Source organism: Pseudomonas sp. BCA17, assembly GCF_004519405.1.
GTDB lineage: Bacteria > Pseudomonadota > Gammaproteobacteria > Pseudomonadales > Pseudomonadaceae > Aquipseudomonas.
Map to the genome: position 1 here is coordinate 1 of NZ_SGWI01000010.1, position 24156 is coordinate 24156.

24 protein-coding genes and 2 pseudogenes are annotated in these 24156 nt (G+C 60.5%); 15 read left to right on the plus strand and 11 right to left on the minus strand.

What is annotated here, in order from left to right; translation table 11 throughout:
* Positions 1-114 precede the first annotated feature (114 nt).
* The 3 genes from queD to EXW71_RS27250 form a co-directional block, all read right to left on the minus strand.
* Positions 115-471, minus strand: a complete 357-nt coding sequence (gene queD / locus EXW71_RS27235; RefSeq protein WP_003190259.1) for a 6-carboxytetrahydropterin synthase QueD — start codon at positions 469-471, stop codon at positions 115-117.
* 350 nt (positions 472-821) lie between these two features.
* Positions 822-1331 (minus strand): DUF4142 domain-containing protein, encoded by a 510-nt coding sequence (locus EXW71_RS27245; RefSeq protein ID WP_123715266.1) that lies wholly within the window; start codon positions 1329-1331, stop codon positions 822-824.
* Positions 1332-1543: 212 nt separating this feature from the next.
* Positions 1544-2623 (minus strand): patatin-like phospholipase family protein, encoded by a 1080-nt coding sequence (locus EXW71_RS27250; RefSeq protein ID WP_134660668.1) that lies wholly within the window; start codon positions 2621-2623, stop codon positions 1544-1546.
* A 149-nt stretch (positions 2624-2772) separates the two neighbouring features.
* On the opposite strand from EXW71_RS27250, the gene EXW71_RS27255 reads away from it, so the two are divergent.
* From EXW71_RS27255 to EXW71_RS27265, 3 genes are read left to right on the plus strand one after another with little or no spacing between them, the layout of a single operon-like run.
* Positions 2773-3096 (plus strand): PepSY domain-containing protein, encoded by a 324-nt coding sequence (locus tag EXW71_RS27255; protein ID WP_134660669.1) that lies wholly within the window; start codon positions 2773-2775, stop codon positions 3094-3096.
* Positions 3096-3764 (plus strand): response regulator transcription factor, encoded by a 669-nt coding sequence (locus EXW71_RS27260; RefSeq protein WP_134660670.1) that lies wholly within the window; start codon positions 3096-3098, stop codon positions 3762-3764. Before EXW71_RS27255 ends, EXW71_RS27260 begins: the two co-directional genes overlap by 1 nt.
* Positions 3761-5080, plus strand: coding sequence for a sensor histidine kinase (locus EXW71_RS27265; RefSeq protein WP_134660671.1), 1320 nt, complete (start codon positions 3761-3763; stop codon positions 5078-5080). The genes EXW71_RS27260 and EXW71_RS27265 overlap by 4 nt, the downstream gene beginning before the upstream one ends.
* Before the next feature lie 24 nt (positions 5081-5104).
* Here EXW71_RS27265 and EXW71_RS27270 read toward each other — a convergent pair whose 3' ends face one another.
* Complete coding sequence (locus tag EXW71_RS27270; protein ID WP_134660672.1) at positions 5105-7252, minus strand: methyl-accepting chemotaxis protein; 2148 nt, start codon at positions 7250-7252, stop codon at positions 5105-5107.
* A gap of 238 nt (positions 7253-7490) precedes the next feature.
* On the opposite strand from EXW71_RS27270, the gene EXW71_RS27275 reads away from it, so the two are divergent.
* From EXW71_RS27275 to EXW71_RS29515, 3 genes and pseudogenes are all read left to right on the plus strand, one after another.
* A complete protein-coding gene (locus EXW71_RS27275) occupies positions 7491-8810 on the plus strand; it encodes a Na+/H+ antiporter family protein (RefSeq protein WP_167659701.1) in 1320 nt (439 codons plus the stop codon).
* A 71-nt stretch (positions 8811-8881) separates the two neighbouring features.
* A pseudogene (locus tag EXW71_RS29510) lies at positions 8882-9703 on the plus strand (cache domain-containing protein); the annotation flags it as partial.
* Between the two features lie 102 nt (positions 9704-9805).
* The gene (locus EXW71_RS29515; RefSeq protein WP_372241348.1) at positions 9806-10561 is read left to right on the plus strand and encodes a methyl-accepting chemotaxis protein; all 756 of its coding nucleotides are present in this window, start codon (positions 9806-9808) and stop codon (positions 10559-10561) included.
* On the opposite strand, the gene yegQ is transcribed toward EXW71_RS29515, so the two are convergent.
* Positions 10558-11877, minus strand: a complete 1320-nt coding sequence (yegQ, locus tag EXW71_RS27285; RefSeq protein WP_134660675.1) for a tRNA 5-hydroxyuridine modification protein YegQ — start codon at positions 11875-11877, stop codon at positions 10558-10560. The two genes, EXW71_RS29515 and yegQ, sit on opposite strands and share 4 nt — an antisense overlap.
* 266 nt (positions 11878-12143) lie before the next feature.
* Between yegQ and EXW71_RS27290 the strand changes: the two are divergent.
* Together EXW71_RS27290 and EXW71_RS27295 are read left to right on the plus strand one after the other, a co-directional pair.
* Positions 12144-12593 (plus strand): annotated as a pseudogene (locus tag EXW71_RS27290) (thioredoxin family protein); the annotation flags it as partial.
* An 80-nt stretch (positions 12594-12673) separates the two neighbouring features.
* The gene (locus EXW71_RS27295) at positions 12674-13741 is read left to right on the plus strand and encodes an AI-2E family transporter (RefSeq protein WP_134660677.1); all 1068 of its coding nucleotides are present in this window, start codon (positions 12674-12676) and stop codon (positions 13739-13741) included.
* 3 nt (positions 13742-13744) lie between these two features.
* On the opposite strand, the gene EXW71_RS27300 is transcribed toward EXW71_RS27295, so the two are convergent.
* The 3 genes from EXW71_RS27300 to EXW71_RS27310 all read right to left on the minus strand — a co-directional run bounded on the left by EXW71_RS27300 (position 13745) and on the right by EXW71_RS27310 (position 14798).
* The gene (locus tag EXW71_RS27300) at positions 13745-13927 is read right to left on the minus strand and encodes a hypothetical protein (RefSeq protein WP_123715277.1); all 183 of its coding nucleotides are present in this window, start codon (positions 13925-13927) and stop codon (positions 13745-13747) included.
* 91 nt (positions 13928-14018) lie between these two features.
* A complete protein-coding gene (locus tag EXW71_RS27305; RefSeq protein WP_123715278.1) occupies positions 14019-14213 on the minus strand; it encodes a hypothetical protein in 195 nt (64 codons plus the stop codon).
* A 231-nt stretch (positions 14214-14444) separates the two neighbouring features.
* A complete protein-coding gene (locus tag EXW71_RS27310) occupies positions 14445-14798 on the minus strand; it encodes a hypothetical protein (protein WP_060752428.1) in 354 nt (117 codons plus the stop codon).
* 156 nt (positions 14799-14954) lie between these two features.
* On the opposite strand from EXW71_RS27310, the gene EXW71_RS27315 reads away from it, so the two are divergent.
* Entirely contained in the window at positions 14955-15773 is an 819-nt protein-coding gene (locus EXW71_RS27315) for a shikimate 5-dehydrogenase (protein WP_123715279.1), read from the plus strand.
* Between the two features lie 113 nt (positions 15774-15886).
* Here the strand turns inward: EXW71_RS27315 and EXW71_RS27320 are convergent, their stop codons facing one another.
* The gene (locus EXW71_RS27320; protein ID WP_123715280.1) at positions 15887-16534 is read right to left on the minus strand and encodes a YceH family protein; all 648 of its coding nucleotides are present in this window, start codon (positions 16532-16534) and stop codon (positions 15887-15889) included.
* A gap of 117 nt (positions 16535-16651) precedes the next feature.
* Here EXW71_RS27320 and EXW71_RS27325 point away from each other — a divergent pair, with 117 nt between their 5' ends.
* Positions 16652-17161 (plus strand): DUF1993 family protein, encoded by a 510-nt coding sequence (locus EXW71_RS27325; protein WP_123715281.1) that lies wholly within the window; start codon positions 16652-16654, stop codon positions 17159-17161.
* 63 nt (positions 17162-17224) lie between these two features.
* On the opposite strand, the gene sstT is transcribed toward EXW71_RS27325, so the two are convergent.
* A complete protein-coding gene (gene sstT, locus EXW71_RS27330) occupies positions 17225-18445 on the minus strand; it encodes a serine/threonine transporter SstT (protein WP_134660678.1) in 1221 nt (406 codons plus the stop codon).
* A 240-nt stretch (positions 18446-18685) separates the two neighbouring features.
* Here sstT and EXW71_RS27335 point away from each other — a divergent pair, with 240 nt between their 5' ends.
* Positions 18686-19843, plus strand: coding sequence for an MFS transporter (locus EXW71_RS27335; protein WP_134660679.1), 1158 nt, complete (start codon positions 18686-18688; stop codon positions 19841-19843).
* A 4-nt stretch (positions 19844-19847) separates the two neighbouring features.
* Here EXW71_RS27335 and nhaR read toward each other — a convergent pair whose 3' ends face one another.
* Entirely contained in the window at positions 19848-20750 is a 903-nt protein-coding gene (gene nhaR, locus EXW71_RS27340; protein WP_134660680.1) for a transcriptional activator NhaR, read from the minus strand.
* Positions 20751-20884: 134 nt separating this feature from the next.
* Here nhaR and EXW71_RS27345 point away from each other — a divergent pair, with 134 nt between their 5' ends.
* From EXW71_RS27345 to mnmH, 4 genes are all read left to right on the plus strand, one after another.
* Complete coding sequence (locus EXW71_RS27345) at positions 20885-21136, plus strand: hypothetical protein (protein ID WP_123715285.1); 252 nt, start codon at positions 20885-20887, stop codon at positions 21134-21136.
* Positions 21137-21167: 31 nt separating this feature from the next.
* On the plus strand, positions 21168-21917 hold the full coding sequence (locus EXW71_RS27350) for a TerC family protein (RefSeq protein ID WP_134660681.1): 750 nt from the start codon (positions 21168-21170) through the stop codon (positions 21915-21917).
* Positions 21918-22010: 93 nt separating this feature from the next.
* Positions 22011-23045, plus strand: coding sequence for a selenide, water dikinase SelD (gene selD / locus EXW71_RS27355; RefSeq protein ID WP_134660682.1), 1035 nt, complete (start codon positions 22011-22013; stop codon positions 23043-23045).
* Entirely contained in the window at positions 23045-24139 is a 1095-nt protein-coding gene (gene mnmH, locus EXW71_RS27360; RefSeq protein ID WP_134660683.1) for a tRNA 2-selenouridine(34) synthase MnmH, read from the plus strand. Before selD ends, mnmH begins: the two co-directional genes overlap by 1 nt.
* The last annotated feature ends 17 nt before the right edge of the window (positions 24140-24156 follow it).

Genomic DNA, 24156 nt, shown 5'->3' on the forward strand with positions numbered 1-24156 from the left:
CAAAGAGCGGGGCCGCTTCGCGGCCCAACGGGAGCAAGCTCCCTCGCCACAAATACAGTGTTCACTCTTAACTGACTGGCATTAACCGCAAGGGTGGTTCTTTATATCGCTGGTCTATTCGCCGCGATAGATGCAGCCGCTGGTGCATGTCTCATGGATGCGGATCGCACTGAGTTCCGGCAACAGGGGTTTCAACTCGTTCCAGATCCACTTGGCCAGTACTTCACTGGTAGGGTTTTCCAGGCCAGGGATGTCATTGAGGTAGTTGTGGTCGAGACGTTCGTAGAGCGGCTTGAAAATCGCCTTGATCTCCGAGAAGTCGCGAATCCAGCCGGTATGCGGGTCCAGGTCGCCGCTCAGATGGATTGCCACCTTGAACGAGTGCCCGTGCAGGCGCCCGCATTTATGGCCTTCCGGCACGTGCGGCAGGCGGTGGGCGGATTCGAAAGTAAACTCTTTGAAGATTTCCACGGTGTGACCTGTAGGGCTTGTGTTGCGTGGGTTTGAGAGGATCGTCAGTTTCTGTAGAACTGATCGATGTACCGATTGGTCGTTGCTGGAGGTGATTGAGCTCATCCATTCAGCAATTGCCGACTGACGTCAGGCGACCGAATTGGGGGGCATTCTAACCTGTTTTGGCGATGTGCCCTCGCTGATCCGACGATAAAAGGTATTTCGGCCCACGCCGGTGGTGTGAAGCCCTCGTCGAGGCACAGGAACAAGTTGATATTTCTCGCCCGGCCTCTTCCCCTATAGGCGGTTGCTTTGAGTCTTCATATCAAAGCAGGGGAGAGGAGCCTCCCTGGGAGGCTCCGATGATTTTACTTGGCATCACCGTCGTGAGCCTTGGACAACGTCTTGGCATGCTCCAAATGGGACTTCAGCTTAGGCAGCGTTTCGGTGGCGAACGCCTTGATTTCAGCATCTTTGCCCTCGGAAATTTCCTTCTCGAAAATTTCAATCGTGGCTTCATGCGCCTTGACCTGATTGTTGGCATAAGCCTGATCGAAGGATTTGGCACTGCGCAATTCCAGGATCATTGCCTTGGCCTTATCCATAAGCTCTGCACTGTCCGAAACTTTCAGATTCTTGGCGTCTGCGATGGATTTGAGCTTGGCGTTCGCTGCCGTGTGATCCTTGACCATCATGTCTGCAAAACTTTTGACATCGGCGGCACTGCCTTTTTCCAGGGCGAGCTTGCCTGCCTCGACTTCAGCGACTCCTTTGGCGGAGGCGTCTTCTACAAAATCGTCATCCTGTGCTGCGAATGCACCTTGGGACGCCAAGCCGACAAGCAGGGTAAGCGCGCAAGTTTTCAGTACGTTTGCCATGATTCAGTTCCCTCTTCATATCTGCTGGGCAATAGCGCCCATAAACGTGTGAGCACGTGGTCGCGGAATACGTTCAAGTTTCTTTACCGCGACAGCCCTGCGCATGCAGTCGTCTCCGCTTGTCGGAGCCTATGAATAGTGAGGGGCAGCCTATTTCTGGTAGATCAACGGCGTGGGTGGCAACGGCGCCGCGTGCTAGCGCCGAGCCTTCATCAAAGCGCCTGCAAACGATCGCCCAGCCCACCCTTATCGGCCAGTTCCAGGAACTCATCGCCCAACCGCCGGCTTTCGCTCATTGCCGTTTGCCAGTATCTATTGCGGCTCGGGTCGTCGCCCATGAAGCGCTTGAAGTCGCTGCGATCCGGCAGCTTGCCGTGGGGCAGGCGAGCCAGGTAGTCCCTGGATGGCGCCAGCAGCAGCACATCCTGCAAACCCTGCTGGTTGCTGCGCCGCCACGGCAGGCCCTTATCAAACCAGCCAGGGATGACCCGGTCGGTAAAGTGCGGGTACAGCACGATGTCGTCGCCGTGGTAGGGCAGGTCGAGGTGGTAGTCCACCAGGCCGCCGTCGCGATAGGTCCCCTGGCCTGCGCCGGGCAGGTCGCGCACGCCTTGCATCACCATGGGGATGGAGCCTGAGGCCAGCAATGCCTGGCGCAGGTTGCCCAGCTCCAGTTCCAGGAAACGCGACGGGAAATCCGTCAGCGGATGCACCGGCGGCGCCTGGCGCGGGTCGTGGATGATCAGTCGCTCAAAATGCCGTGACAACCGCGCGCGACCGCGCAAGTTATCCGCAATCACCGATGTCAGCCCCAGGCCCAGACGCCCGCGATGGTCATCGGCGAGCAGGCCGTGGCTTTTGACCACCATGATGTTCAGGCGATAGTGGGGGTTGGCCAGCACCTGCGCATCGCGGCCTGCCAGCAGGTCATCGAGCATGCGCTGGCAGCTTCGCGTGACTTCGGCCATGGTCACGCCTTTGGCGAAGCTCTGTTCGTTGTACAGGCGGCCGAGGTCGAGCAAGCCTTGTACCGGGTCGGGCAGGCAGGCGCTGGCAAATCGCCAGGAGCCGATGGAGGCGCCGATCAGTGCGCGCTCACGGGGCGCGCGCGCCAGCCAGTCGCCGAACAGCGCCAGGTCCAGTCCCTGAATCCCCAAGGCCTTGGGGCCACCGGCCGCACCGGGTAGGATGCCGACATCGGCAGGCTTGAGGCCCTGTTCGCGAATGCGTGCCAGGGCACGCCGGCCGGCCTTGAGGGTCAAGGCGGGAAACTCGATGTGGATGGCTGTCATACCGGTCTCTTTTGAAGCAAGCGGGGCAGTATAGGAAATCTCGCCTGGCGATGGGGGCGTCGATCGATGAAAATTGCCATGGTGGCAATTCAGTTTCAGTTAAGTTGCGACGGTTAACGTGGTGACCTCAAGGAACAGCAGGATACGCAATGAAGGTAAATCTACGTGTGGGCAGTCCAATGGCGTTGGTATTGCTATTGGCCAGCTCCCACTTGACGGCCCATGACCTCGGCCAGGACGAAGCCTTGCGTCTGCGCCAGAAGGGCATCATCGCCCCCCTGGAGCACTTGCTGGGCCCGGCGTTCGAACGCTACCCCGGTGCCAAGTTGCTCGATGCCGAGCTTGAAGAGCACAAGGACCGCGCGGTGCCCTATATCTACGAAATCGAGTTGCTGACGGTGGAAGGAGTCGTGCGCGAAATCGAACTCGACGCGAGCACTGGAGCGCTGCTCAAAGATAAGGAAGACGACTGATGCGCCTGCTTTTGGTAGAAGACAACGTCCCTCTGGCCGATGAGTTACTGGCCGGCCTGCAACGCCAGGGTTATGCCGTCGACTGGCTGGCCGATGGCCGTGATGCTGCCTATCAGGGCAGCAGCGAGCCCTATGACCTGATCATTCTTGACCTTGGCTTGCCCGGCCTGCCCGGGCTTGACGTATTGGCGCAATGGCGTGCGGCGTCCTTGGTGACGCCGGTGCTGATTCTGACCGCCCGCGATTCCTGGGCCGAGCGCATCGAAGGGCTCAAGGCCGGCGCGGATGATTACCTCGCCAAACCCTTCCATCCTGAAGAGCTGTTCCTGCGTATCCAGTCGCTGTTGCGCCGCTCCCACGGCCAGGCCAACCAGCCCACCTTGCAAGCCGCCGGCCTGCATCTGGATGAAGGTCGCCAGTGCGTGCTGCGAGAGGGCGACGAAATCCAGCTGACCGCCGCCGAGTTTCGCCTGCTGCGTTACTTCATGCTGCACCCTCAGCAGATCCTGTCGAAAAGCCACTTGGCTGAGCATTTATATGACGGCGAGAACGAGCGCGATTCCAATGTGCTGGAAGTCCACGTCAACCATCTGCGCCGCAAGTTGGGGCGCAGTGTGATCGAAACCCGGCGTGGCCAGGGTTACCGGTTTGGCGCCAGCCCTGCATGAAGTCCATTCAGCGGCGCCTGAGCCTGGGCCTGATCAGTGTGATGGTGGTTGTTGGCGTGGTGCTGGCGCAGACCAGTCTGTGGTTATTCGAAGCCGGGTTGCAGCGCTACCTGGAGGCGGGGCTGCGCAACGACAGCGAGAACCTGCTGGTCGCCCTGGTGCGTGAGCCCAATGGAATGCAACTTGATGAGCAGCGTTTGTCACCCGCTTATCAACGGCCGTTTTCCGGTCATTACTTTCGTATTGATTTTGCCGATATTCACTGGCGCTCCCGTTCGCTTTGGGATCAGGAGCTGCCGCGTCTCCCTCAGATCGGTCTTAAAGGCAATCTGCAATTGGGGCCGGAGGGCCAACAACTGCTGGTATTGCGTTCGGACTACAAACGCTTCGGCCAGACGATTTCCATCAGCGTGGCCCAGGACTACACGCCTGTGCGGGAAAGCTTTCGCCTGATGCGTCAGATCGGCCTGGTGCTGGGGCTGGCGGCGTTATTACTGGTGTTGGTCCTGCAACGAGTGACCGTGCGTCGCGCCTTGCGCCCGTTGGAAACTGCGCGCGAACAGATCGCCCAACTGCAACAAGGCCAGCGCTCCCAACTCGATACCCAAGTGCCGCTGGAACTGGAGCCGTTGGTCGCGCAGATCAACCATCTGCTGGCCCACACTGAAGACAGCCTCAAGCGTTCACGCAATGCCTTGGGCAACCTCGGGCATGCCTTGAAAACCCCACTGGCCGTGTTGTTGAGCGCAGCGTCCAGCGAGCCGCTCAAGGACCATCCGCAACTGAGCAAGTTGTTGCGCGAGCAGCTTGAGCAAGTGCAGCAACGCCTCAATCGTGAACTCAACCGTGCGCGCCTGGCCGGTGAAACCTTGCCCGGCGCATTATTCGACTGTGAAAAAGAACTGCCCAGCCTGTTGGCCACGCTCAACATGATCCACGGTGAGCACCTGGACTTGAGCTACCAGGTGTCGCCCGGCCTGCAACTGCCCTGGGACCGCGAAGACCTGTTGGAACTGCTCGGCAACCTGCTGGACAACGCCTGTAAATGGGCGGACGCCGAAGTCCGCCTGATCATCAGCGAAACGGCGCAGGCCTATCTGTTGGCAGTGGAAGACGACGGCCCCGGTATCCCCGAGACCGATCGCGACAAGGTGCTTAGCCGAGGTATGCGCCTGGATGAGCAGATCGACGGCCATGGCCTGGGGTTGGGGATCGTGCGGGATATCGTTGAGGTGTGGGGCGGGGTGTTGCAGTTGCAGGAGAGTGAACTGGGCGGGTTGAAGGTGTTGATTGAGTTGCCCAGGCGCCAGGCTTGAGCCCGGCGCCTCGACAGCGCGGCATTACACTTTGAATTGGTCCATCAACCCCTGCTGTTGATTCGCCAGGCGGTTCAGCGCCTGGCTGACCCGCGCCGACTCATTGGCCTGCTCCGACAACGATTCGGTCACATCCCGGATCGTCGCCACATTGCTGTTGATCTCTTCAGCCACTGCGCTTTGTTCCTCGGCGGCGCTGGCGATCTGCAGGTTCATGTCGCTGATCACGGTGACCGCGTCGCCAATCTGGCGCAAGGCACTCACGGCCTGGCCCACCTGTTCGACACTGCCCTGGGCCTGGCGGTGGCTGTTGCCCATGGCGCCGACCACCTCGGTGGTGCCGCTTTGCAATTGCTCGATCACCAGGCGGGTCTCTTCCACCGATTCCTGGGTACGTTGCGCCAGGTTACGTACCTCGTCGGCAACCACGGCAAACCCACGGCCAGCTTCACCGGCCCGGGCCGCTTCGATGGCGGCGTTGAGCGCCAGCAGGTTGGTCTGCTCGGCGATGCCGCGAATCACTTCCAGCACCGAACCGATTTGCGCGCTGTTGGCTGCCAAGCCTTCGACCTGGGCCATGGCGGTACTCATGTCGGCGGCGAGTGCGCCGATGTTGCTGGTGGTGCGGTCGATCACGGTCAGGCCTTCGCGGGTGGCCTGGTCGGCATCGCGTGCGGCCTGGGCGGCTTGGGCCGCGCTGCGGGCGACATCCTGCGCGGTGGCGCTCATTTCATGGGAGGCGGTGGCGACCTGATCCACCTGGCGGTATTGCTGTTCCATACCGGCGCTGGTTTCGGTGGCAATCGCGGCGGATTGGTCGGCGGTACCACGGGCGTCCTGCACTGACCGTTTGACCTCGGCAATGATCGGCTGCAGCTTGTCGAGGAAGCGGTTGAACCAGCCGGCCAGTTGGCCCAGTTCGTCTTTTTTGTCATAGGCCAGGCGGCGGGTCAGGTCGCCTTCGCCACTGGCGATGTCTTCGAGCATACGTGCCACACCGAGAATCGGACGGGTCACGCCGCGCGCCATCAGCCATACCAGGGCCAGGCCGGCCACCGCAGCCAACAGGCCCAGGCTCAGTTCCAGCAGGGTGCCCTTGGCATTGTCGGCGTCCAGTTGTGCTTTCAGGGCTTCGGCAGGGGCGACCAGGACTTTTTCCGGTACGTCCAGCAACACACCCCAGGGCTTGCCGCCCGGGATCGGTATAAATGGCGCCAATACCTTGAGTTGGTGGTCGGTACGCAGGCTGCGGGTTTGCGTGCTGCTGGCCAGCGCGCTGATCAACTGCGCGCCGCTGACGGTATCGACCTGGTCCAGGCGTTGGCTGAGTTTACCGGCGTCCGGGCTGTAGCCGGCAAGCAAGCCGGTCGGGCTGAGGATGCTGACCTGAGTCTGGCCGTCATACAGTTTTTGGCTCGCCTGTCGGCTCACGGCCTGCAAGCTGTTGAGGTTGATGTCCACCGACAGCGAGGCGATGACTTTGCCGTTGACCATCAGCGGGAACACGATGCTGGTCATCAGCACGTTCTGCCCGTCGATCACATAAAAGTAGGGTTCGATCACACAGGGTTTAAGGGTCGCGCGCGGGCAGGTGAACCAGGCATTGGCTTTCTCGCCGCTGGGGCCGACGCTGGTGTCGGCCATGTCACTTTCGGGCAGTGGCATCGAGGTCAGTTTGCCCGGGGTGGGCTGCGACCAATACAGGGCAAAGCGGCCTTTTTCGTTGCTGCCCAATTCTTTCTGATTGGCGAACAACTCGTCCTTGCCATCCAGCGCATTCGCTTCAAACACCAGGGACAAACCAAGCAGGTCCGGGTTGGCTTGCAGCGCGGCCTTGACCTGGCGAGTCAGGTCTTCACGGGTGTCGAAGGCATCGAGGAAGCGCTTTTCAGCCTGTTCGCGCAGGAACAGCACTTGGCGGGAAAAGCCATGGCCGTACTGGTAGGCATCCATGAACTGCTGGCGAATGCCCAGTGACTGCACTTCACCCTGCGCCTCGATGCGCGCCTGGGCCGCGGCATCAAGCATCTGCATGCTGGATGCCTTGACCTGCTCGGAGCTCTGCCCCATGCGATACAGCGACAGCCCCACCAGCAGGGTTACGATCCCCAGCAGGCAGAGACCGGCGAGCAGGGTGATTTTCCATTGAATGGAGAGCTGCCTAAGCGACATCGGGACATCCTTACCTGAAAACACGTAGAGATCCGTTATCGGCTGTGCGGTTTATTTCTTTATTCAAACGTTCAATAGAAAGCTCAAAGCGGCGTCGTTTTTTGACATGGCCGCCCGCCTGCTGCAAAGTGCGCGCCCTCTAATAAGACCTCCTCAGCCTGCACGTCGGCCACCCTGTTTGATGGCCGCCTGGGCGCCGCACGCCTGTTCTTCTGTTTTTTGTCTTGAGGTAACCATGATTAACGCAGTAATCGCCGCGGTCGGCACCATGCTGGTGCTCAGCCTGTCCCGCGTGCATGTGGTCATCGCCATTATTGTCGGTGCCCTGGTGGGTGGCCTGACCGGTGGCCTGGGTATCGACGCCACGCTCAAAGCGTTCAACGGTGGCTTGGGCGGCGGCGCCACCGTGGCTTTGTCTTACGCTTTACTCGGTGCTTTCGCCGTGGCGATTGCCAAATCCGGTCTGGCCCATGCCCTGGCGGACAAAGCGCTGCTGATGGTGGACCGACAGGAAGCGACCGGTGGCAGTCACGTCAAATGGTTGTTGATCGGCCTGCTGTGGGTCGTAGCGATCGCCTCGCAGAACATCCTGCCCATTCATATTGCCTTTATCCCGTTGTTGGTTCCGCCGCTGTTGTACGTGCTGACCAAGCTGCAACTGGACCGCCGCCTGATCGCCTGCGTGATGACCTTCGGCTTGATCACGCCCTACATGTTCCTGCCGGTAGGTTTCGGCAACATCTTTCTCAACCAGATCCTGCTGGCCAACGTCGCCAAGAGCGGCGTAGACATCAGTCAGGTCAATGTCACTCACGCCATGGGCTTGCCGGCGCTGGGCATGGTGGTCGGCCTGTTGATGGCAGTGTTTGTCAGCTACCGCAAAAAGCGTGTGTATGACTTGGAGAAAATCGAACGGGTCGAGCAAGTGGCGGTGCAGTACAACCCGTTGACCCTGCTGGTGGCCGGGCTGGCGATTGCCGCAGCATTCATCATCCAATTGTGGCTGGACTCGATGATCATCGGCGCCCTGGCCGGGTTCCTGATCTTCTCGGTGTCGGGCATCGTGCGCTGGCGCGAGACGGACGACCTGTTCACCGAAGGCATGAAGATGATGGCGATGATTGGCTTCATCATGATCGCCTCGTCGGGTTTTGCCGAAGTGCTCAAGGCTACCGGCGACGTGCGTTCGCTGGTTGAAACCTCGGCGGCATTCATCGGCCATAGCCGCGGTGTGGGTGCATTGCTGATGTTGCTGGTGGGGCTGCTGGTGACGATGGGGATCGGTTCGTCGTTCTCCACGGTGCCGATCCTCGCCGCGATTTTCGTACCGCTGTGCGTGCAACTGGGCTTCAGCCCGTTGGCCATCGTGTGCATCGTCGGTACGGCGGGGGCCTTGGGCGATGCCGGGTCGCCGGCGTCGGACTCTACCCTCGGCCCGACCTCCGGGCTGAACATTGACGGCCAGCATCACCATATCTGGGACACCGTGGTGCCGACGTTCTTGCACTACAATATCCCATTGCTTGCGTTTGGCTGGATTGCCGCGATGACCCTCTGACAGGATCGTCCTACAGAAATCGGGCAATGGGCCGTTAACCTCTCAAGTCGCCACGAATAAGAGAGAAAGCCATGCGTCTGAGTTTAAAGGCCAAAGTCCTGTCCCTGGCCATCGTGCCGGTGTTGCTGTTTGCCGTGGTCATCAGCCTGACCACGGTGTGGATCCTGAAGGGCCAGGCGCGCAACGAGGTGGACGAAACCCGCCAGCGCCTGCTCAACGACGCCAAGGCAACTCTGCAGAGTTACGTGGAAGTGGCCATGACCACCATCAAGCCGCTCTACGACGCGGCGGCTCCCGGCGATACGGCGGCGCGGGCCGAGGTGGTCAAGCTGCTGTCCAGCACCAGCTACGGCAAGGATGGCTACTTCTTCGGCTACGACTCCGAGACCATCCGCCTGTTCAAGGGCAACAGCCCCGACGGCGTAGGCAAAAGCTTCAAGGACAACCGCGATCCCAACGGTGTCTACGTCAACCGCGACCTGGTCAAGGTCGGCAAAGACGGCACTCACTACCTCCAATACAGCTCCACCCAGCCCGGCCAGACCGAGTTGGTGCCCAAGCTCGGCTACACCGAGTACTTGCCGAAATGGGACATGGTGATTGGTACGTCGGTCAACCTGGATGGCATCGAGGCCCAGGTGGCGGTGGTCGAGGCCAAGGTCGAGAAACGCATGGAAGGTGTAGTGCTGAGTATCCTCGGCGTCGCCGTCGTGGTGCTGCTGGTGATTGCCGTCGTGGGCATGATGGTAGCCAATACCATCCTGCGTCCGCTGAGCCTGATGAAAGCCAACCTTGACGACATCGCCGCCGGTGAAGGCGATTTGACTCGGCGCCTGGCCATTACCAGCCAGGATGAACTGGGCGATCTTGCCGGTGCGTTCAATCGTTTTGTCGACAAGATCCACGGCCTGGTGCGCCAGATCACCGAGATGACCACCCAACTGACCGGCCTGGTCAGCCAGGTTTCCGATCAGGCCCAGCGTTCCGAGCAGGCCATGGAGCGCCAGCGCCACGAAACCGACCAAGTTGCCACGGCGATTAACCAGATGTCTTCCGCCGCCCAGGAAGTGGCGCGAAGTGCCCAGGGCGCCTCAGTCGCGGCCCAACAGACCGACGCCGAAGGCCAGGCGGCCAAGCGTGTGGTGGACGGCAGCATCGCGCAGATTCACGCGCTGGTGAACGATATCCGCAGCAGCGGCGTGTCCCTCGACAGCTTGCAGCAGGATGTGTCGTCGATTGTCAGTGTGCTGGGTGTGATCCGCTCGATTGCCGAACAGACCAACCTGCTGGCCCTCAACGCCGCGATCGAAGCCGCGCGGGCAGGGGAGGCCGGGCGAGGTTTTGCGGTGGTGGCCGACGAAGTGCGTGCCCTGGCCAGCCGCACCCAAACCAGCACCCAGGAGATCCAGGGCATGATCGACCGCCTGCAAAAAGGCACGGTCGCCGCCGTGGATGCCATGCGCCGCTCCAGCGACGCGGGCGATGGCACCTCGGCCCAGGCCAATGAAGCCGGGGCCTCACTGGACACCATGGCGCAACTGATCGGCACCATCAACTCGATGAACGCCCAGATCGCCAGCGCTGCCGAGGAGCAGACCGCCGTGGCCGAAGAGATCAACCGCAGCGTGCATCAGATCGCCGCAGCGGTGGACAGTGTGGCCGATGAAACCCAGTTGGGCGCCCAGACCTCGCGCAGTCTGGCGGATCTGGGGCAGCGTCTGGGGCAGTTGGTGGGGCAGTTCAGGATCTAGAGATCGCGCATCAATAAGCCAAAGCGCACGTCCATGTCGGCTGGCAGTGGCACATACACGGTGTGTCCATCCCCTGGCGCCACGTCGATGGTTTCGCCTTTGGTATTGTGCAGAGAGGCCAGGTCAAAGTGAAAGTTGCCGGCGGGGGTCATCAACTCCAGGTGATCGCCCACGGCGAAGCGATTCTTCACCTTGACTTCGGCCCGGTCGCCACGGCGCTCGCCGGTGAGCTCCCCGACAAACTGCTGACGCTCCGACACTGAACTGCCGCTCTGGTAGTTCTGGTATTCGTCATGCACATGACGGCGTAGAAAGCCTTCGGTGTAACCGCGCTGGGCCAGGGATTCGAGGTTGGTCATCAGGTTGCGGTCGAAGGCGCGCCCGGCCACCGCATCATCAATGGCCTGGCGGTACACCTGGGTGGTGCGCGCGCAGTAGAAGTGGGACTTCGTGCGGCCTTCGATCTTCAGCGAATGCACGCCCATGTGTGTCAGGCGCTCCACATGCTGCACGGCGCGCAGGTCCTTGGCGTTCATGATGTAGGTGCCGTGTTCGTCTTCGAAGGCGGGCATCTGCTCATCGGGGCGGTTGGCCTCCCGCAGCAGAAAGACCTGGTCGGTCGGCGCGCCGATCCCCAGGGTGGGTTCCGGATGGTAGTGCCGGACGATATCGCCCGTGGCGTTTTCCACCGCCGGCGTGGCCTGGTATTTCCACCGGCACGCGTTGGTACAGGTGCCCTGGTTGGCATCGCGCTTGTTCATATAGCCCGAGAGCAGGCAGCGCCCGGAGTAGGCCATGCACAAGGCGCCGTGCACGAACACTTCCAGTTCCATGGCCGGTACCTGCTGGCGGATTTCGCCGATCTCTTCCAGGGACAACTCCCGCGACAGAATCACCCGGCAGATGCCTTGCTGTTGCCAGAACTCGACACTGGCCCAGTTCACCGTATTGGCCTGCACCGACAGATGAATCGGCATCTCGGGAAAGTGGCGGCGCACCAGCATGATCAAGCCTGGGTCGGACATGATCAGCGCATCCGGGCCCATGGCGATCACCGGCGCCAGGTCTTTGAGGAAGGTTTTCAGCTTGGCGTTGTGCGGCGCGATGTTGACCACCACGTAGAAGCGTTTGCCCAGTATGTGGGCTTCCTGAATACCCAGGGCCAGGTTGGCGTGGTCGAACTCGTTGTTGCGCACCCGCAGGCTGTAGCGCGGCTGGCCGGCGTAGACCGCATCGGCGCCGTAGGCGAAGGCATAGCGCATGTTTTTCAGGGTGCCGGCGGGGGCGAGCAGTTCGGGGGCGATCACGGGGGGCATGGGCTCAAGTCGCAAAAGGTCGCGAGGGTAAAGGAGCTGGGGGCGGGGTTTATTGATCCAGGTCGCCCTTTGCTGATTTTGTATCGCTGTGTATCGGCAGCGGGTGTTCGACACAGGTGGGATACCTCAGGGGGTTCCAATGGGCGCTCTGAGTACCGAAAAGGTAATGATCCATGCGGTCTATCACATTGCTGTTCGCCGGCCTGTTGCTGACTGTTGCGCTGTTCTTCAGCGTGGTGGCCAGCCGTGAAACCCAGGCTGGCAACATGGGCGCCATGCCATCACTGGCGGGTGCGACCGAATGGCTCAACGCCTCACCACTGAATGCGCAGGCGCTCAAAGGCAAAGTGGTGCTGGTGGATTTCTGGACCTACGACTGCATCAACTGCCGGCGCGCGCTGCCGTACGTAAAAGAGTGGGCGAAGCGCTACGAAAAGGATGGCCTGATGGTCGTTGGCGTGCACACCCCGGAATACGCCTATGAACATGTCAGCGGTAACGTCAGGGAGCAGGTGCGCCAGTTGGGCATCACCTACCCGGTAGCCCTTGATAACAACTATGTAATCTGGCGCAGTTTCGATAACCAGTTCTGGCCGGCCCATTACCTGATCGATGCCAAGGGCCAGATGCGTTACCGCCACTTTGGCGAGGGTGATTATGAAGCCCAGGAGCAAGTGATCCAGGCGCTGCTGCGCGAGGCGAAGGCTATTGATTAAAGGGATGGCACTCCCGGGTTCGCCCGCGGACTAAGCAGAAGGGCCGATGAAGGCCCACTGTTTTCTGACACGGACCGGACATGAACCAAACCAACCTGCAATTCAAAACCCTATTGTTGTTGCTGGCCCTGGTGACCATTGCCTTTATCTGGATATTGCTGCCGTTCTACGGCGCGGTGTTCTGGGCGGTGATCCTCGGCGTCATCTTTGCACCCATGCAACGCCGGCTGCAGCGACGCTTTGGCTGGAACCGCAACCTGACCTCTTTGGGCACGTTGACGGTGTGCCTGGTGATCGCGATTCTGCCGGTCATCATCACCAGCGTATTGCTGGTGCAGGAAGGGGCGACGCTGTACAAAAACGTCGAAAGCGGCAAGCTGGACGTCGCCGGTTATATCGAACAGTTCAAGAACGTGTTGCCGCCGTATTTCCAGCACCTGCTGGATCGGTTCGGCATGGGTAACCTGGAAGGCTTGCGCGAGAAGATCGTCAAGAGCGCGATGCAGGGCAGCCAGTTCTTTGCGACCCAGGCGTTCAGCTTCGGCCAGGGTACGTTTGATTTCCTGGTGAGCTTTTTCATCATGCTGTATCTGCTGTTTTTCCTGCTGCGCGACGGTCCGGAACTGGTGCGTAAGGTACGCACGGCGGTGCCGCTGGCCGAGCCCCAGAAACGTCGCCTGCAACTCAAGTTCAATCGGGTGGTGCGCGCTACTGTCAAAGGCAACGTGCTGGTGGCCGTGACTCAAGGCGCACTGGGCGGTTTGATCTTCTGGTTTCTGGACATTCCCAGTGCGTTGCTCTGGGCGGTGTTGATGGCGTTTCTATCCCTGCTGCCGGCGGTGGGCGCGGGGATTGTGTGGGGGCCGGTGGCCGCTTACTTCCTGTTGAGCGGTTCGGTCTGGCAGGGCGTGGTGCTGGCGTCGTTTGGCGTTTTGGTGATCGGCATGGTGGACAACGTGCTGCGCCCGATTTTGGTGGGCAAGGACACGAAAATGCCTGACTACCTGATCCTGATCTCGACCCTGGGCGGCCTGTCGGTGTTCGGCCTCAACGGGTTCGTGATCGGACCATTGGTGGCGGCGTTGTTCATGTCGTGTTGGGCGCTGTTTGTGGAAACCAAGCCGCGGGTCAAGCTGCCTTTGCCGTAGTTTTCAGGCGTTGAGACTGAAATTGGCTGCGCATTGCAGTTGTTTTTCAGCATCGGATAACGACGTCAGCGGGCCGCTGATAGCCTCGCCATCGCGTACCACGTACCAGCAGGCAAGCAGGCCCAGCTCCCGAAGTGAGGTGGGGACGGCGCTACCGATGACGGACATGATTTGAACAGTGGGCATAAGGACCTCCAATCGCTATTGAGGTCACCTTACGGGGCTCTGCGGTGCAGGAAAAATCAACTGGCTTGATAGTCGACATCGACGCGAGGCGTCAGTCCACGACCTGATCGAGCATGTTCATCACTTCTTGCTCATTGAGCAGACCCTTGCGCACCAGGTTTTCCGCAAGCAGCGCGAGGAATTTGGCGCTGCGGTGGCCTTCCAGGTGCTTGAGTTCCGTGAGGGCGCTGTAGACCTTGCTGGAGGTGCAGAGGCCGGCGGTACGGTGCGGGTTTTGCGTGGGCATGGTCAGTCGTCCTTAATTGTTATTGGCTGGACAGGTCGATAGTGAGTCCGTTTCGTGACGTAAACATGACAGGGCGGGCCTCGATCGAGCAAGAAGACATTCAACCCTCATGATGTGGGATTACCGCCCGGGCATTGTCCTCACTGCGACCTTGGCAAGATAAATCCAGACTTTAAAGGCAAAAAAAGGCCCCGCGTGTGGGCGAGGCCTGTTCAGTCAATCTGTTCGAGGTTACCAGCCGCGGCCGTAATAGCCGTGAGGAGGGCCGTAGTAGCCGCGTGGAGGGCCGTAATAGACCGGCGCCGGGCGGTAGTAAACCCGTTCTTGCACATACACCGGTGGCGGCGGTGCGTAGTAGACCGGCGGCGGAGCGGCATAGACCGGTTGCGGCTGGACATAGACCGGCTGCTGCACGTAGACCGGTTGGGATTGGCTGGCCACCACCGAGCCCACTACAGCGGCGCCGACTAAAGCACCCAGAACGGCCGGGCCACCCCAACCACCACCGTGGGCGGAGGCTTGGCCTGCCATAGCGAGTGCGCCGACAAGCAAGGCGATTTTGGGGATTTTACGAATCATGGTCATTCCTCGGTTAGCCCCTGCGCTTGTGGTCTGCAATCAATAGACTCAAGGATTGTCGCGGGGATACTTTTAAGACAACGTATTTCTGAAAAACAGCACGGCCGATAGGTAAATGTTGTGTAAGGTCTGTACCGATTTGCTTACTCAAAGGAGTTATCCATGCAGATGCACCCCAACAAAGACACCAAACTGTGTATGTCATTGTCGGCGCGTCCCGGGAATTTCGGTTTGCGGTTCCACAACCACCTTTACGAACAGTTGGGGTTGAACTTCTACTATAAAGCGTTCAGCAGCCAGGATTTACCCGGGGCGATAGGTGGCATCCGGGCGCTGGGCATTCGTGGGTGCGGTGTGTCCATGCCGTTCAAGGAGGCTGCTATCGCCCTGGTCGACGAGCTGGACGATTCGGTCCGGGCCATTGATTCCCTGAACACCATCGTCAACACCGACGGCCGCCTCAAAGCCTACAACACTGACTATATCGCCATCGAGCAACTGCTGAAAAAGCACGCGGTGCCCAAGGACTCGACCTTCGCCTTGCGTGGCAGCGGCGGCATGGCCAAGGCCGTGGCCAGCGCCTTGCGTGACGGTGGTTATGCCAATGGTGTGATTGTGGCGCGCAACGCAGTGGCTGGGCGCGCGCTGGCGCAAAACCTGGGGTATGAGTGGCAGGCCGACCTGGGTGACTTGCGCCCGCAGATGCTGGTCAACGTGACGCCGATCGGCATGAGCGGTGGTGCCGAGGCCGATCAATTGGCCTTCGAGGCTGACGCTGTGGATGCTGCAGACACGGTGTTTGATGTGGTGGCGATCCCCGCCGAAACGCCGCTGATCGTGCGTGGCCGTGCCAAGGGCAAGCGGGTGATTACCGGCTTGGAAGTGATCGCGATCCAGGCGCTGGAGCAGTTTGTGTTGTATACCGGCGTGCGGCCGACGCAGCAGCAGTTTGAGGCGGCCGTAGCTTTTGCCCGAGGCTGAAGCCCGCTTGAGAACCAATGTTGGAACGGGCTGCATCGCCAATGCGGTAGATCAGTTGAAGGTCAATTGACACCGCGTTGGCGAGCAAGCCCGCCGCCACATGGTTAATCCAATTACGCCTGTTCCAACTGCGTCAGTCGTTCTTCCAGTGCTGCAATCCGCGCTTCCAGCTCTTCAATACGGTCCACAGACGCCCCGGCTCCACGCTCGGCCGGATTCCCTCGCGCCGCGATAATCGCCTCGATATCCGCCGGATCGCCCAGCGCGTGGGTGTACCGATCTTCCCGCTGGCCCGCCTGGCGTGGCACCAGTACCGCCAGCCCGCGCGCAATCAGACGTTCAAGCTGGTGCACCACCTGCTCGGCATCTTCGAAGTCATGCATGCGCCCGCTGCGGGTCAGCAGCTCATTGACCGTCTGTGGCCCGCGCAGAAACAGCAGCCCGATCAGGATCACCTGGGCCGGCACCAGTTCCAGCGCCTTGTCTACACGGTGTTCCCAGCGGTCGGCGCGGCTGCCCATTACCAGCCGGGCGAAACCTTGGCCTTCCAGTGCACGCAGGCTCTGGCCGACCTGGCCCTGGGAAAGGTTGGTCACAGGTTCGCGGCTGGTCTTCTGGTTGCAGGCCAGTACCAGGGCATTGAGGGTCAGGGGGTAGGTTTCCGGGTTGGTCGCCTGTTTTTCGATCAGGCAGCCCAGGATGCGGATTTCCGTGCTGGTGAGGCGCGGCTCAGGGGTTTCGGTGTCATGCTCAGCGGTCATCGCGCTTTTCCCTATGCAGTGAGCCCACTAGCCTATGCCGGAAAAAATAAAAGACAAGCGGCGGGCAGGTCTATAATCGCTGCTGGCTTCAAACCCTGCCATAACCGTGAGACTGTCATGACTATTTCTCTGTACGCCGCGTCTGTCCCTGTCTTCAAGCAAATGCTCACCGCGCTGAGCGATGTGCTGAACAAAGCCGAAGCCCACGCCACCGCCCGGAACATCGAGCCCAACGCCTTGCTGCAAGCGCGCCTGTTCCCTGACATGTTCCAGCTGGTACGCCAGGTCCAGATCGCTGTCGACTTCGCCAAAGGCGTCAGCGCCCGCCTGGCCGAGATCGAAGTGCCCAAATATGAAGATAAGGAAGTCACCTTCGCCGACCTGCAAGCGCTGATCGCCAAGGTGCTGGCCTTCATCGACACCCTCAAGCCCGAGCAGATCGACGGCAAGGAAGGCATCGAGATCATCACCCGTCCAGGCACGCCGAAAGAGAAGCGCTTCAGCGGCCAGTCCTACCTGTTGACCTACGGCCTGCCGCAGTTCTTCTTCCACGTCACTACCGCTTACGCGTTGCTGCGCCACAACGGCGTGGAAATCGGCAAGCGCGACTACATGGGCGCTTTCTAAGCGCAAAAAAAAGCCCGGGGCGGTTCGTGCTCGAACCGGCCCGGGCTTTTTCTTGCCTGACCGTTAAGCTGGCTGCTCGTCCTGGCCCAGGCACGCCGCAGCGGTAAACAGCACGTCGGTGGACGAGTTCAGCGCGGTTTCCGCCGAATCCTGGAGTACGCCGATGATGAACCCGACGGCAACCACCTGCATGGCGATCTCACTGGGAATACCGAACAGGCTGCATGCCAGGGGAATCAGCAACAGCGAACCACCGGCCACACCCGAGGCGCCGCAGGCGCACACCGCCGCCACTACGCTGAGCAGCACCGCGGTAGGCAGGTCGACCGCAATCCCAAGGGTGTGTACGGCTGCCAGGGTCAACACGGTGATGGTGATGGCGGCGCCGGCCATGTTGATGGTGGCACCCAGCGGAATCGACACCGAGTAGGTGTCTTCATGCAGGCCCAGGCGCTTGCTCAACGCGAGGTTCACCGGGATATTCGCCGCCGAACTGCGGGTGAAGAAAGCCGTGATGCCACTTTCACGCAGGCACATCAGCACCAGTGGGTAAGGGTTGCGGCGCAGTTTCCAGTACACGATGGCCGGGTTCATCACCAACGCCACAAACAGCATGCAGCCGATCAGCACGGCCAGCAGGTGAGCGTAGCCGAGCAGGGCGCCGAAGCCGGAGGTGGCCAGCGTCGACGCCACGAGACCAAAGATGCCCAGAGGCGCGAAGCGGATCACCACGCGCACTATCAATGTCACGCCATTGGACAGGTCGTCGAGCACCGTGCGGGTCGTCTCACCGGCATGGCGAATGGCGACACCCAGGCCGATAGCCCAGGCCAGGATGCCGATAAAGTTGGCGTTCACCAGGGCATTGATCGGGTTATCCACCACGCTCAGTAGCAGGCTTTGCAGCACTTCGCCGATGCCGCCCGGGGCGCTGACTGTGGCGTCATGGGTGGCTAGCACGAGCGTCGAGGGGAACAGCGTGCTGCCGATCACCGCCACCACGGCGGCGGCAAAGGTGCCGAGCAGGTATAGGAACAGTATCGGCTTGATATGGGTTTGCTGGCCATGTCTATGGTTGGCAATCGACGCCATCACCAACACAAACACCAGGATCGGCGCCACGCCCTTGAGTGCGGCGACAAACACCTTGCCGATAAAACCGGTGGCCCTGGCGGCCTCAGGTGCAAGGAGTGCCAGGAGGATGCCTGCTGTCAGGCCGAGGACGATTTGCGTGACCAGGCTGACACGGGCCAGTCGTTGTAAAAGGGAAGGGGCAGCAGTCATAAACACTTGTCTCTAATTTTTTGAAGGTACAGCGGCGCACGCAGAAAAGGCTGTAGGACGCGAGGGCGCGAAGTCTAGCATGCCGTCATCCGTGCCCCAGGCGCTGCGACATCGCGTCACCCACGTCCCAGGGCCTTCGCCAAACCTGGACACACTCTGTTAAGATTCCTGTCTCTCATCTTTCCTCTCTGTCAGCGAGCCCCTCGGGCTGTCGTTGATGTCGTTGTTTCTGGAGTTTTCATGCTGTTTCCCATCCTGCTGCTGTCGGCCGCCGGCTTTACCGTGCTGACCACAGAATTCGTCATCGTCGGTTTATTGCCATCCATCGCCCGCGACCTGCACGTCAGCGTGTCCCAGGCGGGGCTGCTGGTGACATTGTTCGCCTTTACCGTGGCGGCGTTTGGTCCGTTTCTGACGGCGTACTTCGCCCGTTTCCCACGCAAACGCCTGTTTATCACCATCCTGATCATGTTCGGCGTGGCCAATACCGTGGCGGCCCTTGCGCCGAATATCTGGATGATGGCGCTGGCGCGCTTGATTCCGGCCCTGGGGCTGCCGGTGTTCTGGGCCTTGGCCAGTGAGACGGCGGTGGATATCGTCGGCCCGGAGTACGCCGGGCGTGCGATCGAGAAAATCGGCTTCGGCATCGTCTGCGCCACAGTGTTTGGTATTCCCGTGGGTACGCTGATTTCCGACATGTTCGGCTGGCGCACTGCGTTTGCCATCCTTGCAGTGGTGGCTCTGGCCAAGGCGCTGCTGCTGTTTCTGTATTTGCCGGCAACCGAACCGAAGCGCGACCAAGTGACGTTGCGTTCGCAATTCAAGATCCTGCGCAACCCACTGATGCAGGGCCATATCCTGTTATCGATCCTGGTGTTCAGCGGCATGTTCACGGCCTACACCTACCTGGCGGACATCCTCGAGCGCCTGGCCGGGTTCGACGGTACGCTGGTGGGCTGGTGCCTGATGGGTTTTGGTGCGGTCGGCTTGATCGGCAATTCCCTTGGCGGGCGTGCGGTGGACCGGCACCCCTTGATCGCGTCCATGGTGTTCTGCGGCTTCATGATCGCGGGCATGGTGGCGCTGGTGCCGGCGATTCACTCTACGGTCGGCCTGGCTGCGGCGATGGCGGTGTGGGGCGTGACCCAGGCGGCGATGTTCTTGGTCAGCCATGTGCGCTTGATGAAGGCCGCGCCCCATGCACCCGCGTTTGCCGCGTCGTTGAATATCGCCGGGGCCAATCTGGGGATTGGCCTGGGAGCGATGGTCGGGGGGCATGTGATCGACACCCTGGGCCTGGGCAGCCTGGGTTTCGCGGCCTCCGGGTTTATTCTGGTGTCGATCCTGCTGGCGCTGTGGCTGATGAGCGCCCGACCAACCCACGCGGCCAACGCCTGAGGCCTCAGGGCAGCGTGGTAAACAATTCCCGTCGAGCACCCTCGGTAATGGCCACGATGCCAGGGTGCTTGACCTTGCGCTCTACCGAGATCGCGTAAAACGACTCGGTCACCGCATCGGTCTGGCCGATCAGCGCCACACCGTATTGGCGCACCACCTCGTCGGCGATCACGCTTGGCGCGATGAAAATCCCGCTGCCGGATTGGCCAAACGCCTGCATCAAGGCGCTGTCGTCAAACTCGCCAATGATCTTCGGTTGAATCTGCTGCTCGGCAAACCAGCGCTGCAAACGGCTGCGCACGACGGTTTCTGCCCCAGGAATCAACAGCGGCGCGCCCTGCAAGCACTGTGGGAAGTCGCCACTGTATTCGTCAGCCAATGCCTGGGTGGCGAAAAAACTGATGCCGCACTCGCCCAGCTTCTGACTGTAGCCCTTGATATCCAGGTGCGTAGGCATCGGACTGTCGGAAATCACCAGGTCCAGGCGTTGGATCGCCAGGTCGGCCAACAGGCGTTCGAGTTTGTCCTCGCGACAGGTGATACGAATAGGCTCGCTTAGCTCCATGGTCGGCGCGATCAGCCGATAGACGATGGACTTGGGCACCACGTCCGCCACGCCGACCCGAAACAGGATCTGCTGCTCATTGGGCTGGGCGCGCAACATCGCCTCCAGTTCATTGCCGGTCTGGAACATTTGTTCGGCATAGGGCAGCGCCCTGCGCCCGGCTTCGGTCAGTTCCAACTGGCGCCCTACACGCTGAAACAGCGCTACACCGAAGGCTTGCTCCAGCAGGCTGATTTGCCCGCTGATGGTCTGGGGCGTGAGGTTCAACTGCTCGCAGGCGCGCACGATGCTGCCGGTCTTGGCCACCACCCAGAAGTAATGCAGTTGTCTGTAATTGAGCATGTGGGTCTACAGTTCGTTAAACCCGAAGTATATGTCATAAAAATACGAATTTTCCTGAACTGTTTGCCTCCCTAGAATGCGTCGCTATCGCGGGGCCACTATTTGGGCTCTCTGGTTCTAAGGAGAAATACATCATGAAACTCAATTCCCTGGGCGCGGCATCGTTGCTTGCGCTTTCATTGGTAATGGTTGGCGGCTGTGATCAAGTTGAAAAAAGTGCGCAGCAGGTGATGGGCAAGGCTACCGAGTCGGCCAAGCAAGTTATCGATGAAACCCATAAGGCCGCCGAGCAGGCCCTGAGCGAAGCGACCCAGGGCTTGATCAGCCCTGAGAAGAAAGACCAGGACGCCGAAAAGGCGTCTGAATCCGATACCAAAGAAACCTAATTCCCCAGCCTCACCACCTCAGGACTGACCTATGGATTATCTTTTACAGCTGGCTGCAAGCCCCACTGCCTGGGTAGCGTTGGCCACCTTGATCGTGATGGAAATCGTGCTGGGCATCGATAACCTGATCTTTATCTCGATTCTCACCAACAAGTTGCCGGAGAAACACCGGGCGAAAGCGCGACGTATCGGCATCAGCATGGCATTGGTCCTGCGCCTGGGCCTTTTGAGCACCATCGCGTTCATCGTGCAGTTGACGACGCCGGTGATCGAAGTCTTCGGCCAGGCATTTTCGTGGAAGGACATGATCCTGATCGCCGGTGGCTTGTTCCTGGTATGGAAGGCGACCACCGAAATCCATCACAGCATGGACCCGGAGCCGGAAGAGAAGGTCAGCGCCGGTAATGGCGTGTCCATCGGTTTTGCGGCTGCGATCGGCCAGATCCTGATGCTCGACCTGGTGTTTTCCATCGACAGCATCATCACCGCCGTGGGCATGACCGAGCACTTGCCGATCATGATCATTGCCGTGGTGGTCTCGGTGATCGTGATGCTGGTGGCGGCGGAACCGTTGGCCAAGTTCATCAACGACAACCCGACGGTGGTGATGCTGGCCCTGGGCTTCCTGATCATGATCGGCATGACCTTGATCGCCGAAGGCTTCGGCGCCCATGTGCCAAAAGGTTATGTATACGCGGCCATGGCGTTCTCGGCGGCGATCGAACTGCTGAACATGGCGCGACGTAATCGCCACAAACGCTTGCTCGCTGCCAGACAGTAAGAGGTGATAGGCAAAGGCCAACTGTGCTCCACGAGCCCAGTTGGCCTTTTGCTGTCTGGTAGACTCCACTCACTTGTCAGCTTGAGGACCACCATGAACGAGCCTATTCGCCTCACCCAATACAGCCACGGCGCGGGTTGCGGCTGCAAGATTTCGCCCCAGGTACTGGAAGTGATCCTTGCCGGCAGTGGTGCGCAGAACCTCGACCCCAACCTGTGGGTGGGTAATGCCTCGCGCGATGATGCGGCGGTCTACGCCATCGACGACGAGCGTGGCGTGGTCTCCACCACTGATTTCTTCATGCCGATTGTCGATGACCCCTTCGACTTCGGCCGCATTGCCGCGACCAATGCCATCAGCGATATCTACGCCATGGGCGGCGACCCACTGATGGCCATTGCCATTCTCGGCTGGCCGGTGAATGTGCTGGCGCCGGAGATTGCCCGGGAGGTCATTCGTGGTGGCCGTTCGGTGTGTGACGCAGCGGGCATCCCTCTGGCCGGTGGCCACTCCATTGATGCGCCGGAGCCGATCTTCGGTCTGGCCGTGACCGGTATCGTGCAAAAGCGCCATATGAAACGCAACGACACCGCCACTGCCGGCTGCAAGTTGTATCTGACCAAACCACTGGGCATCGGCGTTCTGACTACCGCTGAAAAGAAGGGCAAATTGCGCGAGGCCGATGTGGGCCTGGCCCGCGACTGGATGTGCACCCTCAACAAACCGGGCAGCCGTTTCGGTAAGCTGCCCGGCGTGACGGCCATGACTGATGTGACCGGTTTCGGCTTGCTGGGGCACTTGGTGGAAATGGCCGATGGCAGTGGCCTGACGGCGCGCATCGAATACGCCAAAGTACCGTTGCTGCCGGGCGTAGAGTATTACCTGGACCAAGGCTGCATGCCCGGGGGTACGTTGCGTAACTTCGACAGCTACGCGAGCAAACTCGGGCGCCTTCAGGAATTGCACAAGCGCGTGCTGTGCGATCCGCAGACCAGTGGTGGCTTGTTGATTGCCGTGACGCCCGAGGGCGACGCCGAATTCCATACAGTCGCCGCCGAACTGGGCTTGAGCCTCGAATCGATCGGCGAGTTGGGTGAGCGACAGACCCATGCGGTAGAGGTGTTTTGATGGCTGCTGACATCACCGACTACCGCGATATTTTCCTCAATGATCGGCCGATGATGGATACCCGTGCGCCGATCGAGTTCACCAAGGGGGCGTTCCCCGGGGTGATCAACTTGCCGCTGATGACCGATGACGAGCGGCAACGGGTCGGCACCTGCTACAAGCAGCAGGGCCAGCAGGCAGCCATTGTGCTGGGGCATGAACTGGTGTCCGGGGCGATCAAGGCAGAGCGCATCGAACAATGGGCGCAGTTCGCCAAGGCCAATCCCGACGGCTACCTGTACTGTTTTCGGGGTGGGTTGCGCTCACAGATCGTGCAGCAGTGGCTGAAGACCGAAGCTGGCATTGAGTATCCACGGGTCGGCGGTGGCTACAAGGCCATGCGCACCTTTCTGTTGGAGACCTTGGAGCAGGCGACGCACGCGTGCGATTTCGTGTTGCTGGGCGGCATGACGGGCACCGGCAAAACCGAAGTGCTCAGCCAGCTGCACAATGCGCTGGATCTGGAGGGGCATGCCAATCACCGCGGCTCCAGCTTCGGCAAGCGTGCTACGGCGCAGCCGTCCAACATCGATTTCGAAAACCGCCTGGCGGTGGACCTGCTGAAAAAACGCGCCGGGGGTATCGAACAGTTTGTGGTCGAGGACGAGAGCCGCATGATCGGCAGTTGTGCGCTGCCACTGCCGTTGCACAAAGGCATGCAGACGTTTCCGATGGTCTGGCTCGAAGACAGCCTGGAGGGTCGTGTCGAGCGGATCCTGCGTGATTACGTGGTCGAACTCTGTGCCGAATTCATCAAGGTCTATGGCGAAACCGGTCAGGTACGGTTTGCCGAGCGCCTGACCCAGAGCCTGGCCAATATTCACAAGCGCCTGGGCGGCGAACGCTTCCAGCGGCTACAGGCAATCTTGCAGGACGCCTTGGCGGAACAGGCCCGCACGGGTGCAGTGGACCTGCACCGAGACTGGATCGAAGGGCTGCTGCGCGAGTATTACGACCCGATGTACGCCTTTCAAAAGGAAAGCAAAGGCGCTCGGATCGAGTTTTCGGGAGAGCAGGGGGCCGTGGTGGAGTATCTGCGTGAAAGGACGGGGTGACCTTTCTGGCCCCCCAT